This window comes from Pseudomonas sp. 2(2015), from assembly GCF_000955865.1.
In the GTDB taxonomy this organism is placed as follows: Bacteria; Pseudomonadota; Gammaproteobacteria; order Pseudomonadales; family Pseudomonadaceae; genus Aquipseudomonas.
In genome coordinates this window covers 19894-35280 of record NZ_JYOF01000006.1, presented here as the reverse complement: position 1 = coordinate 35280, position 15387 = coordinate 19894, and the positions used below count along the sequence as shown (strand labels likewise).

The following is a 15387-nucleotide window of genomic DNA, read 5'->3' as shown; positions in this document are numbered from 1 at the left end:
TTACCCCGCCTTCACCGCCCGCGGCGCCTTGCCAGCCTTCATCTGCTCCAGCAACGGTGTGCACTGGTTGGGCACATCACCACTTGGCGCAATCAACGCCAGCAACCCCGCTGCCGGGCCGGCAACCACGCCCAACGCCACCATCCCCGCACCCCGCAGCGCCAGCGGCAGCGCCTGCACGCCGGCACTGGGCTTGGCAAACGGCCCGCGCACATACAGCGGCGAGCGCAACGAGAACAGGCGCACGCCCTTGGATTCGGGGTTGATCTTCAGGTCCAGTTGCTCGCTGGCAAAGTTGGCCGTGCCATCGATGTAGATGATCGCGTTCTCGGTATCGAAGACGAACACCCGGGTCGTGGCCAAACCGTCCTTGATGCCGAAATCGGCTGCCGCGCAGTTGATCTTCACTTCCTTGTCGCCAAACAGCTTGCCGACCACGTAGTTGCCGACGTTGAGCCCGGCGATTTCCATCAAGCCACGACTGATCGCACCGTCATTGATGAGCATCTTCAGGTCGCCATTGGCGGTGGCCAGCAAGGCTGCGACCGAGTTGCCGCGCCCACTGATGTCGGCGTCGCCATTGAGCTCGCCGAAGCTGGTCTTCATCGGCTCGAAGGTCGGGAACAGTTGCTTGAGCTTGAAGTTGCGCGCACTCAATTGCGCCCGTCCCTGCAACGGCACGCTACGGCCATCGAGGCGTACCTGGGCGTCGAGTTTGCCGCCGGCGATGCCAAAGCGCAGCGGCTCCAGGCGCAGCACACCGTCATCGAGGACGAAGTGGCTGGACAGGTCAGTGAACGGCAGCTCGGCACTGTGCACGATGCGCTTGCCGCTGAAGGTCACGTCGGCGTCCATGGTCCGCCAGCGTTCGGTACGAAACTCCTCGACCGGCAACACCTTGCCTGCCGGTTGCTTGCTGGCACCGCCGCGAGCTTTCTGCTGGGCATTGGAGTCGGCGCCGATCAGCGGTGCGAGGTCTTTGAACAGCAACTGGTTGGAAACCAGCTTGCCGGTCAGCTTCGGCCTTGGCTGGCTGGAGACGAACGCCAGGTCGCCATGGATATCGCTGTCGCCGATCTTGCCGTTGAAGCCTTCATAGCGAAACACCGCGCCACCGGGTTCATGCAGCTTGGCGGTCAGATGACCGTCGGTGGCGTAGGGCGGCGAATCGGGCAGGGTCACGCCGGTCAGCGGATACAGGTTAGCGAGGCTTGCGCCCGACAGGCGCAGGCGCAGGTCGAGGGCACCGAGGTTGCGTGGGTCGGTGAGGGTGCCGGCCACGGCGATGCGGGTATCGCCAATGGCCATGTCTGCCTGTAGCGGGAACGGTTGCGAAGCATCCTGCAAGGCCAGCAAACCGCCGATCTTGCCGGTACCGGTCAGCGCCTGGCCTTTGTAGCGGCCCTTGACCTTGAGGCCGAAGGCGTAGTCCTGGGCGGCACCGGCCTTCTGCGCCGAAGCCTTGCCGACGATGTCGCTGAACGGGATCGGCTTGCCCAGCGGGTCGATGAGCACGTCCAGACGAGTTTTCAGGGTCTGGTCATCAAGACTGACCTGGCCCTTGTCGAAGCCGATGGCGCCGATGTCCAACACCCACTTCGACGGCTCTGCCTGCTCATCCTTGGGGCCGAAGTCGAAAGTCCAGTTGGCGCGGCCATCGGCCAGGCGCTTGAGGCTGGCGGTCGGCTGGTTGAGGTCGATGCGCGGAATGACGATCTGCTGCAGCAGCAGCGGCAGCGGCGCCAGGCGGAATTCGACGCGCTTGAGGCTGACCATCTGCGGCTCTTTGAGCCAGTCGGGGTTGCCCAGGGTCAGGTCTTCGGCGATGAAGTGCGGCCATGGCAGCCAGGCGCGCCAACCACCCTGCTCCGGCTCGCGCTGCCAGCGCACCGCCAGGTTGCCGTTGATGGCGAAGGGCCGGTGCAGCGCTTCGGACACCTTGGCATTAAGGGTGGGCTTGACCCGGTTCCAGTCGAAGGTGGCGATGACGATCACCAGCACCGCCAGCACCAGCAGCAGGCTGGCGAGGGTCCAGGTGATGATTTTGGCGGGGCGCGTCATTGCACGATTCTCCTGATGACTGCATGGCAAAAGCGGGCGCGTTGAGGGCACTTATCTGTTCGGACTGATGAAACGCCGAGGGGTTTAATCGGTTGGCCATGATAACCGGGTTTTTTCTGACCTTTTTCTCAACTTTTGTCGATCGTCAGCACATTCGCCGAGCTCGGCAACAGCCCCACCGCTGTTGTTCATAGCGCCACAAACCACGTTCTAGAGCGGCTGGCGCGAAGCATCAATTGCGTTGATTGTTACCATTATCTTTATGAACTTTTATCTGGCGTTTCCCGGCGTAGCATTGGCTCCGTACCCACTTTCCAGCCCCGCCGAGGAGCACCGAATCATGAAACGCCAATTACTGCTGAGCCTGTCCCTGTCCATCCTGGCCGCCAACGCCTTTGCCGTACCTGCCGCCGACCAGGCGCTGACCGCCGAAGCGCGTTCGAGCTCGACGGTCATTTCGCAACCGCTGAACCCGCTGGCCGAAGGTGGTTCCGATCGCCTGATCGACCGTAACAACCGCGTTGCCGAAGGTGGCTCCGATCGCCTGCTGGAACGTAACAACCGCGTTGCCGAAGGCGGTGCTGATCGCCTGAACGACCGGGTCAAAGTCGCCGAGGGTGGTGCTGATCGCCTGAAACAGTATTACAAAGTAGCCGAAGGTGGTTCTGACCGTCTGAAAGCACGCTTCGAGGTCGCAGAAGGTGGCTCTGATCGCCTGATCGAAAACCAACGCGCGAGCTGAAGCCTATGCCAGACAACAAGACACATCAGCGCTGTAGCAGCTCCCCTCCCAGCCCGGTCCATTGACCGGGCTTTGTTTTTCTGGCGCCAGGCTATTAGAGTGCAGGGCTGTTTCACTGCCTGCCGATACTTGCCATGCTGCCGCGCGCCGAACAAAAGCAACAGACCCGCCACGCCCTGCTGGATGCCGCCCGCCACCTGATGGAGAGCGGTCGAGGCTTCGGCAGCATCAGCCTGCGCGAAGTGGCAAAAACCGCAGGCATCGTCCCTACCGGTTTTTACCGGCACTTTACCGACATGGACCAACTGGGCCTGGCCCTGGTCAATGAAGTGGGCGAAACCTTCCGCCAGACCATCCGCCTGGTGCGCCAGAACGAATTCGAGCTGGGCGGCATCACCGACGCCTCGGTGCGGATCTTTCTCGATGTGGTGGCGGCCAACCGTGCCCAGTTCCTGTTTCTCGCCCGCGAGCAATATGGCGGTTCGCAACCGGTGCGCCAAGCCATCGGTACCCTGCGCCAGGGCATCAGCTCGGACCTGGCCACCGACCTTGCGCGCATGCCGCGCTGGCAGCATCTGGACGCCGCGGCCCTGGCGGTGATGGCTGACCTGGTGGTGAAAACCGTGTTCGCCACCCTGCCGGAGCTGATCGACGAGCCAAGCGACAACGCCGGTGAACCGATCAGCGCCCAGGAGAAGATCACCCAGCAGCTGCGCTTCATCTTTGTCGGTGCCAAGCACTGGCAGGGGCTCAGTGCGCTGTAGGCAGTCTGCTGTGCTGGCTGTACTGGCCTCATCGCGGGGCAAGCCCGCTCCTAGCCCGCGATGAGGCCGGCAAAGTCAGCGCCTTTTCCTGCTACCATTGCGCGCAAACGCACCGACCGCGACGAAATTTTCCATGCCCGACCTTCATACTGCCCAGCCTGAACTGCCCGCCCTGCTCGCCGAGGTCCAGGCGCACTTTGACCAGCGCATCGTGCCGCTGTGGCAAGGCCCGGGCTGGAATGCAGAGATGGCCCTGCCCTTCGAAGCCCTCGACCCGCAGCAGCAACCCATGCCGGTGCAACGCTACCGGGCCATGGCCTGCGCGCGCCAGCTGTACCTGTTCAGCAGCCGCATCGAGCAACCCGGCGCCAGCGAACGCGCCGCCGCGCTGTTTCGCTCGTTGCAGCGGCATTTCCATGATGCCGAGCACGGCGGCTGGTTCTACAGCATCGACGCCCAGGGCAAGCCGCTGGACCGGCGCAAAGACCTCTACACCCATGCCTTCATCGTCTTTGCCTGCGCGCATTACTGGGGCAAGGTGCATGAGCCACTGGTCGAATCGGCCCTCAATGCCGCGCTGGAAGTGGTAACCGAGCAGTTCACCCGTGATGACGGCCTGTACGAGGCGAGCCTTGGCGAAGACTGGTCGGACCTGGCCAGCGGCCCGCTGCAGAACCCGCTGATGCATCTGGCCGAAGCCTTCCTCGCCACCCTCTCGGTGCGTGACGACGAGGCTGTCGAACAAGCCCTGCAAAGCCTGGCTGCGGCGATGCAGACACACTTCATCGACCCCGTACACGGGGTGATGCTGGAGAAACCACGCGGGGCTGTGGATAACTGGTTCGAACCCGGTCACCAGTTCGAATGGTTCTACTTGCTGGAGTCTTCACCGCTGTTACGCGGTAGCGAGCTGCATGCCTCGCTCAGCCGTGCATTTGCCTATGCCGAACAGTGCGGTGTAAAGGACAGCGCCGTGCTGGCCATGCTCAGCGCCGAGGGCCAGGTGCGCGACGCCACCCAGCGCATCTGGGCCCAGGCCGAATACCTGCGCGCCCTGACCTTGCGCCCGGCCAGCGCCGCCACGGTGCTGGCCCAGCTCAAGGCGTTGCAGCAGAACTTCCTGCATGCCGGTGGCTGGCACGAGTGCCGCGATGCCAGTGGCAAGGTCAGCCGCGCCGATATGCCGTCGACTACGCCTTACCATCTGGCGACGTGCCTGGAAGGGTTGCAGCGTCAGGTCTGACGCTATCGCCGGCAAGACCGGCTCCCACAACGGCCCTGGTGGCCAGCCCCCCCTGTGGGAGCTGGCTTGCCAGCGATTAGGCCCTCACGCCTTGCCCGAACGATCGATCGAGAACCCTGCCCACGCCTGGCTCACCGGCATCAGCTCAAGGCTGTTGATGTTGATGTGCGCCGGCTGGTTCATGATCCAGAAGATGGTCTCGGCGATATCCTGCGGCTGGATCGCCTCAGCGCCGGCATAGGTGGCATCGTAACGCGCCTGGTCGCCAGCGAAACGCACCAGCGAGAACTCGCTCTCGCACAGGCCCGGCTCGATATTGCTAACCCGCACGCCAGTGCCCTGCAGGTCGCAGCGCAGGCTCAGCGAGAACTGCCCGACGAACGCCTTGGTGCCGCCATACACATGGCTACCCGGATAGGGGTAATTGCCGGCTACCGAACCAACGTTGAGGATGGTCGCGCCACGGCCGTGGGCGATCAGCCGCGGCAGCAGCAGGCGGGTGCTGTACATCAGGCCCTTGATGTTGGTGTCGACCATGGTTTCCCAGTCGTCCAGATCGCACTTGGGTGCCGGGTCGGCACCCAGGGCCAGGCCTGCGTTGTTGATTAGCCCGCGCAATTTGGCGAACGCCGGCGGCAGGTTGTCGATGGCCGCTTCCATGGCCTTGCGGTCACGCACATCGAGCACCAGGCCGTGCACTTCAGTTTGCTGCGACAGCTCGGCACACAGCGCTTCCAGGCGCTCCTGACGGCGACCGGTCAGCACCAGCGACCAACCGGCTTGCGCAAAACGACGGGCGCAGGCTTCGCCGAAGCCGGAAGTTGCGCCAGTGATGAATACGGTAGAGGTCATGCAGGTCTCCTTGATGAGGCTGATCACAGGGGTTGCAGCATGCCCGCGGCCGCGTTCGGCAGCAAGCAATTCGCATCACTGTACAAAAAACGATCAAAGCTGTGAAAGCCCCGGTATAGAAGGCCTGCGGCAAGCTTTACGCATGTTATCCACAAGCCCTTCCACAAAATCCGGGGGCAACTCGAAAACCCTGCAAGCCGCGTAATCCGGGGCTTGCGCAAGTATTTCCCTTGACCTCTGGCGCCGGCCTTGACCTAAGGCCGGCAACAGGCGCCGAAGGCGTGGATTTCCATGATGGCTCCAGGCCTGTAACGACGCTGTCTTCGCCGATCTTTCCAAGGCTTGCCCACAGAGTTATCCACAGGCCGGAAGCGCGCTTTAATCGCCATTTACGCTAAGGACAAAACACTTGACAAACCCCGATGCGAAAGCCGCGAAAAAACCTGATCAAAAAACAACCATACCTCTGGAAGCCTTGTAAACAAAGGGATTCAGCAAGCTGCACCCAAGTTACCCACAGTCGGTTCCACACCAATGGTGGACAACTCAAACCCCCATGAAAACGCCCGCTGAAGCGACGTTCTGTCGCGCCCAAAAGAATGTCTGGACAATGTTTTCCACAAAACTGTGGACAAAAAAACGCCCCGTCAGGCGGGGCGCTTTTTTTCACTACCGATCAGTGCCCGCCCAAGTAAGCGTTGCGCACCTCCTCGTTGACCAACAGCTCTTGGCCAGTACCGGTCATGCGGATATGACCGTTGACCATTACATAGGCGCGGTCCGAGAGCTTCAGCGCATGGTTGGCGTTCTGCTCCACCAGGAAGATGGTCATGCCGGTCTGCGCCAGCTCGCGCAAGGTGGCGAAGATCTGCTTGACCACGATCGGCGCCAGGCCCAGCGACGGCTCATCGAGCAGCAGCAATTTGGGCCGGCTCATCAAAGCCCGGGCGATGGCGAGCATCTGCTGCTCGCCGCCGGACATGGTCATGGCGCGCTGGTTGCGCCGCTCCTTGAGCCGCGGGAACAGTTCGAACATGCGCTGCATGTCCTCGCTGGCGAACTTGTCGCCGATCGGGATGGTGCCCATCATCAGGTTCTCTTCCACCGACATGTCGGGGAACACCCGGCGGCCTTCCGGCGACTGGGCAATGCCGTTGGAAGCGATGTAGTGCGACGACTTGTGGGTAATGTCGGTGCCACGGTAGATGATCTGCCCGGCTGCCGCCCGCGGCTGGCCGAAGATCGACATCAGCAGGGTCGACTTGCCGGCACCGTTGGAGCCGATCAGGCTCACCGTTTCGCCTTCATCGATGTGCAGCGAGACTTTCTTCAGGGCCTGGATCGGCCCGTAGAACACGTCGATCTCTTTCAGTTCGAGGATCGGTGTACTCATACCAGTTCCTCTTCATCGGCGCCCAGGTAGGCGGCAATCACCGTCGGGTTGTGACGGATGTCCTGTGGCGCGCCTTCGGCGATCACGTTGCCGTGGTCAAGCACCACGATATGGTCGGAAATGCTCATGACCATGCCCATGTCGTGCTCGATCAGCACCACAGTCAGGTCATGTTCGTCGCGCAGCACGCGGATCATTTTGCTCAGCGCTTCGGTTTCCTGCGGGTTGAGGCCGGCAGCCGGTTCGTCGAGGCAGATGATCTGCGGCCGCGTACACATGGCCCGGGCAATCTCCAGGCGCCGTTGCTGGCCGTACGACAGCTCACCGGCCAGGCGGTTGGCGCAGTCGACCAGGTCGACCACTTCCAGCCAGTAGAAGGCATGGTCGAGGGCATCGCTTTCGGCCTTGCGGTAGCCCTTGGTGTTGAGCACGCCGGCCAGCAGGTTGCGGTTGACCCACATGTGCTGGGCCACCAGCAGGTTCTCGACCACCGACATTTCCCGGAACAGGCGAATGTTCTGGAAGGTCCGCGCCAGACCTGCGCGGTTGACCAGGTGAGTACCGCCAAACATCTTGTAGTGCAGGCGGTTGATGAAGCGCTTGGGCGAGACGAAATCGCCCAGCTGAAAGCGTTCGCCCAGCAGCTGGATGACATTGGTGCGGGTGCCGCGCAGGTTCAGTTCGATCTTGCCGCCACTGGCTTTGTAGAAGCCGGTCAGGCAGTTGAACACCGTGGTCTTGCCGGCACCGTTGGGGCCGATCAGGGCGAAGATCTGGTTGCGTCTGACCTTGAGGCTGACATCGCTGAGCGCCTTGATGCCGCCAAACTGCATCATCAGGTTTTCAACCGAGAGAATCACGTCATCGCTCATGGCGCCACTCCTTTACGCGGGACTACACCGGTACGGCTGATACGAATCAGGCCGCGCGGTCTCCAGATCATCATCAACACCATCAGCACGCCGAACAGCAGCACCCGGTACTCGGAGAAGCTGCGCAATAGCTCCGGCGCCACGGTCAGCACGAACGCAGCAATCACCACGCCGACGGTCGAGCCCATGCCGCCGAGCACGACGATGGCAAGGATCAGCGCCGACTCGAAGAAGGTGAACGACGACGGGTTGACGAAGCCCTGGTAGCTGGCAAAGAACACCCCGGCAAGGCCGGCGGTAGAGGCGCCGAGGGTGAAGGCCGAGAGTTTCACCAGCACATGGTTCAGGCCCATGGACCGGCAGGCGATCTCGTCTTCGCGCAGCGCTTCCCAGGCGCGGCCGACCGGCATGCGGGTCAACCGGTGCTTGATGTACAGCACCGCCAGCACCACCAGGAACAGCACGATGTAGATGAACAGGAATTTCACGTTGGGGTTGTAGGCAATGCCGAAGAATTCGTGGAACGGCACCCCGCCGTCCTTGGCCCGACGGCCGAACTCCAGGCCCATGAAGGTTGGCGACGGCACCGGCATGCCGTTGGGACCGCCGGTGAACGACAGCCAGTTGTTGAGCACCAGACGGATGATCTCACCAAAGCCGAGGGTAACGATGGCCAGGTAGTCACCATGCATCCTCAGCACCGGAAAGCCCAATATGCACCCGGCCAGCGCCGCAGCGATTGCCGCCAGGGGCAACACCGTCCAGAAGCCCAGGCCCAGGTACTGGTAACCCAGGGCCAGGCCGTAGGCGCCGATGGCGTAGAAGGCCACGTAACCCAGGTCGAGCAGGCCGGCAAGACCCACCACGATGTTCAGGCCCAGACCCAGCAGTACGTAGATCAGGCCGAGGATGACCACGGTCAGCAGGTACTTGTTGGCGAAGAACGGGAAGACGATGGCAATCACGATCAGTGCCGGAATGATCCAGCGCAGCCGCGACTTGTAGTCCGGCGCCAGCACGTGCACGCCGGAACCACTGCCCTCGAAGCCCTGGAGAATCGACTGGCCCTTGGGCGTCTGCAGGAACAGGCTGAGGAAAAACCGCCCAACCATCACCCCGGCCACCAGCCAGGCGACACGGGTCGGTTCAAGGTTGAAGCTGTAGCCGTCGAGCACCACGCCGACGATGGGCCCGAAAACGATCAGGGAAATCAGCCCGGCGAGGACCGTATCGATCAGGCTGCGCTTGATATCGAATGTAGTTGTTTTGGCAGCAGACATACTTACACCTTCGCCACGAGTGGGCGACCCAGCAGGCCTTGGGGACGGAAGATCAGGATCAGCACCAGTAGCGAGAAACTGAACACGTCTTTGTAGTCGGAGTTGATCAGCCCGGAGAACAGAGACTCGGAAATCCCGAGGATGATCCCGCCGAGCATGGCGCCCGGCAGCGAGCCTATGCCACCGAGCACCGCGGCGGTGAAGGCCTTGATGCCGATGATAAAGCCCGCATAGAAGTCGAAGGTGCCGTAGTTCATGGTGATCAGCACGCCGGCCAGGGCCGCCATGACAGCACCGATGACAAACACATAGGAGATCACCCGGTCGGTGTTGATACCGAGGATCGAAGCCATCTTGCGATCCTGCTGGGTGGCCCGGCACATGCGCCCGAGCTTGGTGAACTTGATGATGTAGGTAAGCGCCGCCATGCCGACGAAGGCCGCCACCAGGATGAAGATCTTGGTGTAGGTCAGTTGCACGAAACCGGTGCCCACTTCGACGCGCCAGGCGCCTTCAAGCAGGGTCGGTACGCCTTGCTGGCGTGCGCCCTGGCTGATCTGCGCGTAGTTCTGCAGGATCAGCGAGATGCCGATGGCACTGATCAGCGGCGCCAGGCGGGTGGAGTTGCGCAGGGGTTTGTAGGCGATGCGTTCGATGGTCCAGCCGTAGACTCCGGTGACCACCACCGTGAAGATCAGCGTCCCGAGCATCAGCAAGGGGAAGGATTCGATACCGAAATACGCCAGCAATGCCAGGCTGATTGCCGCCAGGTACGCGGAAATCATATACACCTCGCCGTGCGCGAAGTTGATCATGCCGATAATGCCATAGACCATTGTGTAGCCGATGGCGATCAGGCCATAGACGGACCCGAGGGTCAGCCCGTTGACCAGTTGCTGCAGGAAAATACCATCCATAACGCAATCTCACGTATTTGAGATTGCACAAGCGCCGACTACGGTGAGCCCCGGATGAAGCGGCCCTCGCAGCGCAGGGTTGTGCAGATCTACGAGAAAAGACAGGTACGGCGCAAAACCGGGTAGCGACCCGGGCTCAGGCCCGGGTCGCCTACCGTTGTTATTTTTGTTTTTCCAGTTGGTGGTACTTGCCGTCCTTGTCCCACTGGTAGACCACATAGTCAGAGACCGTCAGGTCGCCCTTGCTGTCCCACTTTTTCTCGCCCATCACGGTTTGCACCGGGTTGGCCTTGAGCCACTTGGCAGCGTCTTCGCCCTTGTTCGACTTGGCGCCGTTGAAGGCTGCAGCCAGGGCCTGGACCGAAGCGTAGGCATACAGGGTGTAGCCTTCTGGCTCGGTGCCGCCTTTGCGGAACTCCTCGACCACCGCCTTGCTGTCTGGCAGCAGGCGCGGGTCGGCGCCGAAGGTCATGTACACGCCATCGACGTATTGCGCGCCACCGGCAGTGGCCACCAGTTCGTCGGTTACGATGCCGTCGTCGGACATGAACTTGACGTCTTTCAGGCCCGCTTCACGCAGTTGTCGCACCAGTGGACCGGCTTCCGGGTGCAGGCCACCGAAGTAGACGACGTCGGCACCGGCACCACGAATCTTGGTGACCACGGCGCTGAAGTCTTTCTCGCCACGGGTCAGGCCTTCGTACAGCACCGGTGTCACGCCGCGTTTGACCAGTTGAGCCTTGGTCGCATCGGCCAGGCCCTGGCCGTAGGTGTCCTTGTCATGCAGGACGACAACCTTCTTGCCCTTGAGCACGTCGACGATGTAGTCGCCGGCGACGATGCCCTGCTGGTCGTCACGTCCGCACATGCGAAACATGCCAGTCAGACCGCGTTCGGTAACCGCCGGGTTGGTCGAGCCCGGGGTGATGGCGATGACACCGGCTTCGTCATACACCTCAGACGCCGGAATGGTGTTGGACGAGCAGAAGTGCCCGACCACACCGATCACCTTGTCCTGGTCGACCAGGCGGTTGGCCACGGCCACGGCCTGCTTCGGCTCGCAGGCATCGTCGCCCTTGACCAGCACGATCTTCTCGCCGTTGACGCCGCCCGCGGCATTGACCTTGTCAGCCGCTGCCTGTGCACCTTTCATGTACTGCTCGCCAAACGCTGCGTTGGCACCGGTCATCGGGCCTGCTACGCCGATCTTGATGTCGGCCTGAACATACGAAGAAACGCCCAGCGCCGTAGCTACGGCGAGGGCCAGAAAGCCTTTCTTGTAAAACGTCTGCGACATGAGGTGGTGCTCCTGGAGTTTTTTTTGGTTGGCACTACAACTTTCAGCAATTGCTCTGAGCAAGGGCCGTGCCATTGGTTTTTTATTCTGGAAAAACTCGTGAACAAGTTGCGCAGCCAGGATTCACGGCCTTTTTTTACTGGTCGTGCAACCGTCTGCCTCACGACAAGCGCCACCGGACACGAGAAAAAAGAGCAACCGCGAAGTGCCATCATTGCAACCCTGGGTTGTGGTTACGTGCAACCAGCCTGTAACAGGATGCGTAACCGAACTGCACATCCTTGGTGCGCGACTGCTACAGCGGGCACCATTACAGGCTAGCCGCTGCCCGACAAAAGCGCCGCTACCTGTAGCCTGCTACCGAATTACCCCGGCCTCGGCCTGCCCGCGTGGCGGCAAAGGCTGGCACAATGCGCAGGTCTGTGCGCCGTCGCTGGCGGTGATGGCGCGCGCCCCCTTTGGAGCCCCCTATGAGCGAGAGTGCATTTGCCGATCGCATCGTGCAGAACCTGCTCGACACCGATTTCTACAAGCTGACCATGATGCAGGCCGTGCTGCACAACTACCCCAACGTCGACGTGGAATGGGAGTTCCGCTGCCGCAATGGTGAAGACCTGCGCCCTTATCTGGCGCAGATCCGCGAGCAGATCGAGCAGTTGTGCGAACTGAGCCTGGGTAATGGCCAGCTGGGCTTCCTCGAGCAGATCAGCTTCATGAAGCCGGACTTCCTGCGCTTTCTCGGCCTGTTCCGCTTCAACCTGCGCTACCTGCAACTGGGGGTCGAGAACGACCAGCTGTACTTGCGCCTGCGCGGCCCGTGGCTGCACGTGATCCTGTTTGAAGTACCTTTGCTTGCGATCATCAGTGAGGTGCGCAACCGCCATCGCCATCCCCAGGCCAAACTCAGCGACGCCCGCGACCAGCTGTACCGTAAGTTCGACTGGCTCAAAGCCAATGCCAGCAGTGAGGAGCTGGCCGAATTGCAGGTCGCCGACTTCGGCACCCGCCGACGCTTCTCCTACAAGGTTCAGGAAGAAGTGGTACGGGTGCTCAAGGAAGATTTCCCCGCGCGTTTCGTCGGCACCAGCAACGTGCACCTGGCACGGAAACTGGATATCAAGCCACTGGGGACCATGGCCCACGAGTGGATCATGGCCCACCAGCAACTGGGGCCGCGGCTGATCGACAGCCAGATCGCCGCGCTCGATTGCTGGGTGCGCGAGTACCGCGGGCTGCTGGGCATCGCCCTGACCGATTGCATCACCATGGATGCTTTCCTGACCGATTTCGACCTGTACTTCGCCAAGCTGTTCGACGGCCTGCGCCATGACTCGGGCGATCCGGTGCAGTGGGCGGAAAAGGCCATCAGCCACTATCGCAAGCTGGGGATCGACCCGATGACCAAGACCCTGGTGTTCTCCGACGGCCTGAACCTGACCAAGTCGCTGGAGATCTTCCGGGCCCTGCGCGGGCGCATCAATGTCAGCTTCGGCATCGGCACCAACCTCACCTGCGATCTGCCCGGGGTGGCGCCGATGAGCATCGTGCTTAAAATGACCGACTGTAACGGCCAGCCCGTCGCCAAGATTTCCGATGAGGCGGCCAAGACCCAATGCCGCGACGAAAACTTCGTCGCCTACCTGCGCCACGTCTTCAAAGTGTCCAAGGAGTAATTCATGCAAGCCGTCCAGCGAGAGATTGCGCAAGCGCTCAAGGTCCAGCCGCCGTTCGCCGACAGCGCCGCGCTCGAAGCCGAAGTGGCCCGGCGCGTGGCCTTCATCAAGACCTGCCTGCACAACGCACGGCTCAAGACCCTGGTGCTGGGTATCAGTGGTGGTGTTGACTCGCTGACCGCCGCGCTGATGGCGCAACGGGCGATCAATGAACTGCGCAGCGAGACGGCTGATGAGCAGTACCGCTTCATTGCCGTGCGCCTGCCGTACCAGGTGCAGCACGACGAACACGACGCCCAGGCCTGCCTGGAGGTGATCAAGGCCGACGAGGTGCACACTGTCGACATCGCCCCGGCCGTGCGTGCCCTGGCGACCGAGGTCAAGGCCCTGGAAAACGGCGCGCCGGCGATGGTCGATTTCGTCGTCGGCAACACCAAGGCGCGCATGCGCATGGTTGCCCAGTACACCATCGCCGGCGCCCGCCAGGGCCTGGTGATCGGCACCGACCATGCCGCCGAAGCGGTGATGGGCTTCTTTACCAAGTTTGGTGATGGTTCCTGCGACCTGGCACCGCTCAGTGGCCTGGTGAAAAACCAGGTGCGGGCCATCGCGCGCAGCTTTGGCGCGCCGGAGTCACTGGTGGAGAAGGTGCCGACTGCAGACCTTGAGGACCTGGCGCCAGGCAAGCCGGACGAAGCGTCCCACGGCGTCACCTATGCGCAGATCGATGCGTTCCTGCATGGCGAGGCGGTGAGCCAGGAAGCGTTCGACATCATCAGCGCCACCTACCGCAAGACCCAGCACAAACGCGAGATGCCGTTCGCGCCTTGAACGCATCGCGGGGCAAGCCCGCTCCTGTGGGAGCGGGCTTGCCCCGCGATCAGGTACCCGAATTACTTCAGGGTAACAGTGCCTTTCATCATCGAGATGTGGCCAGGGAACGAGCAGAAGAAGCCGTACTTCTCGTCAGCTTTCAGCTTGGACACGTCGATGGTCAGCGAATCCTTCTCGCCAGCGCCGATGATCTTGGTGTGGGCGATCACGCGCTCGTCGCCTTCTTTCAGGTAGCTCTTGTCGATGCCGGCAGCCAGGCCGTCGGTGGCGATCGGCTGCATGTCAGCTTCTTTGCTGATGACCAGGTTGTGGCCCATGACGTTCTTCGGCAACGAACCGGAGTGGGTCAGTTCGACAGTGAAGGTCTTGCAGCTCTTGTCGATTTCGATGGCCTTGGTGTTGAAGGACATCTGGTCGGTGGAGTCGATCGTCGCCTTGCACTCAGCGGCAAATACCTGAGTGCTGGCGAGGGTCAGCAAGGATACTGCGACAACTTTGGCAAACATCGTGAATCTCCATGGCAGGGGTTTTTTATCAGTTTGCAGACTGCCTGAAACCGCAAGGCCGGCCCATGATGTGGGTCAAGCACTGGCCGAAGAGCCAGGCAGTGAATTTGTTCTATGGATTGTATACAGGAAATCTAAGTGCCCATCATGCACCTTTGAGGGAGGATGAGACAACCTCTCATTTAGGAGTAAACGATCATGTCCTTTGGTACTTTCTTCAATGGCCTGCTGGCCGCCTACGCCTGCGGCGCTGCGGGCGCCTCATGCGAATTCGCCCGGCCGGAGTAACGACTGCGGGCTTGGAAGCGAGCGGCCAGCGCCTTACTCTGTGTGCGCTTGTAACCGGAGAGAAGCAATGCCCGTACGTTCCGTTTGTGTGTTCTGTGGCGCCAGCACCGGCGTCAACCCGGCCTACCGCGAGGCGGCCATCGCCCTCGGCCAGGCCATCGCCGCGCGCGGCCTGACCCTGGTGTACGGCGGTGGCGCCGTGGGCCTGATGGGTATCGTTGCCGATGCGGCCATGGCCGCCGGTGGCGAAGTCATCGGCATCATCCCTGAAGCGCTGAAAAACGCCGAGATCGGCCACACCGGCCTGACCCGCCTGGAAGTAGTCGACGGCATGCACGCGCGCAAGGCACGCATGGCCGAACTGAGCGACGCATTCGTGGCCCTGCCCGGTGGCCTGGGCACCCTGGAAGAGCTGTTCGAAGTCTGGACCTGGGGCCAGTTGGGTTACCACGCCAAGCCCCTGGGCCTGCTCGACGTCAACGGCTTCTACAGCAAGCTGGGCAGCTTCCTTGACCATGTGGTGGAAGAAGGCTTCGTGCGCCCGCAACACCGCGCCATGCTGCAACTGGCCGACTCGCCAGCCGAGCTGCTCGAGGCCATGGACAACTTTGAAGCCCCGGTGCTGCCCAAGTGGGTCGACAAGAAGCCTGATTGACCCGCCTCAT

At 61.9% G+C, this 15387-nt stretch carries 14 protein-coding genes; 6 read left to right on the top strand and 8 right to left on the bottom strand.

Going from position 1 to position 15387, the window contains the following annotated elements; all coding sequences use genetic code 11:
- Entirely contained in the window at positions 1 to 2061 is a 2061-nt protein-coding gene (locus tag UB48_RS11150; RefSeq protein WP_045196911.1) for an AsmA family protein, read from the bottom strand.
- Between the two features lie 340 nt (positions 2062 to 2401).
- Between UB48_RS11150 and UB48_RS11145 the strand changes: the two genes are divergently transcribed.
- From UB48_RS11145 to UB48_RS11135, 3 genes are all read left to right on the top strand, one after another.
- Positions 2402 to 2803 (top strand): hypothetical protein, encoded by a 402-nt coding sequence (locus UB48_RS11145; RefSeq protein WP_045196909.1) that lies wholly within the window; start codon positions 2402 to 2404, stop codon positions 2801 to 2803.
- A gap of 134 nt (positions 2804 to 2937) precedes the next feature.
- Entirely contained in the window at positions 2938 to 3567 is a 630-nt protein-coding gene (locus UB48_RS11140; RefSeq protein WP_045196907.1) for a TetR family transcriptional regulator, read from the top strand.
- A gap of 133 nt (positions 3568 to 3700) precedes the next feature.
- Positions 3701 to 4810: an AGE family epimerase/isomerase gene (locus UB48_RS11135; RefSeq protein WP_045196905.1), complete on the top strand. Its 1110-nt coding sequence runs from the start codon at positions 3701 to 3703 to the stop codon at positions 4808 to 4810.
- 84 nt (positions 4811 to 4894) lie between these two features.
- Here the strand turns inward: UB48_RS11135 and UB48_RS11130 are convergent, their stop codons facing one another.
- The 6 genes from UB48_RS11130 to UB48_RS11105 all read right to left on the bottom strand — a co-directional run bounded on the left by UB48_RS11130 (position 4895) and on the right by UB48_RS11105 (position 11421).
- Positions 4895 to 5662, bottom strand: a complete 768-nt coding sequence (locus tag UB48_RS11130) for an SDR family oxidoreductase (protein ID WP_045196903.1) — start codon at positions 5660 to 5662, stop codon at positions 4895 to 4897.
- A gap of 676 nt (positions 5663 to 6338) precedes the next feature.
- Entirely contained in the window at positions 6339 to 7055 is a 717-nt protein-coding gene (locus UB48_RS11125; protein WP_038997425.1) for an ABC transporter ATP-binding protein, read from the bottom strand.
- Entirely contained in the window at positions 7052 to 7927 is an 876-nt protein-coding gene (locus UB48_RS11120) for an ABC transporter ATP-binding protein (protein ID WP_038997426.1), read from the bottom strand. Before UB48_RS11120 ends, UB48_RS11125 begins: the two co-directional genes overlap by 4 nt.
- On the bottom strand, positions 7924 to 9207 hold the full coding sequence (livM, locus tag UB48_RS11115) for a high-affinity branched-chain amino acid ABC transporter permease LivM (protein ID WP_045196897.1): 1284 nt from the start codon (positions 9205 to 9207) through the stop codon (positions 7924 to 7926). Before livM ends, UB48_RS11120 begins: the two co-directional genes overlap by 4 nt.
- A 2-nt stretch (positions 9208 to 9209) precedes the next feature.
- Positions 9210 to 10124, bottom strand: coding sequence for a branched-chain amino acid ABC transporter permease (locus UB48_RS11110; RefSeq protein WP_010221625.1), 915 nt, complete (start codon positions 10122 to 10124; stop codon positions 9210 to 9212).
- Positions 10125 to 10284: 160 nt separating this feature from the next.
- On the bottom strand, positions 10285 to 11421 hold the full coding sequence (locus UB48_RS11105) for a branched-chain amino acid ABC transporter substrate-binding protein (protein WP_045196895.1): 1137 nt from the start codon (positions 11419 to 11421) through the stop codon (positions 10285 to 10287).
- Between the two features lie 470 nt (positions 11422 to 11891).
- On the opposite strand from UB48_RS11105, the gene pncB reads away from it, so the two are divergent.
- Entirely contained in the window at positions 11892 to 13094 is a 1203-nt protein-coding gene (gene pncB / locus UB48_RS11100; protein ID WP_045196893.1) for a nicotinate phosphoribosyltransferase, read from the top strand.
- A gap of 3 nt (positions 13095 to 13097) precedes the next feature.
- Complete coding sequence (gene nadE, locus UB48_RS11095) at positions 13098 to 13925, top strand: ammonia-dependent NAD(+) synthetase (protein WP_045196892.1); 828 nt, start codon at positions 13098 to 13100, stop codon at positions 13923 to 13925.
- 62 nt (positions 13926 to 13987) lie between these two features.
- Here the strand turns inward: nadE and azu are convergent, their stop codons facing one another.
- Positions 13988 to 14434: an azurin gene (gene azu, locus UB48_RS11090; RefSeq protein WP_045196890.1), complete on the bottom strand. Its 447-nt coding sequence runs from the start codon at positions 14432 to 14434 to the stop codon at positions 13988 to 13990.
- A gap of 355 nt (positions 14435 to 14789) precedes the next feature.
- Between azu and UB48_RS11085 the strand changes: the two genes are divergently transcribed.
- Positions 14790 to 15377, top strand: coding sequence for a TIGR00730 family Rossman fold protein (locus UB48_RS11085; protein ID WP_045196888.1), 588 nt, complete (start codon positions 14790 to 14792; stop codon positions 15375 to 15377).
- Positions 15378 to 15387: the final 10 nt, after the last annotated feature.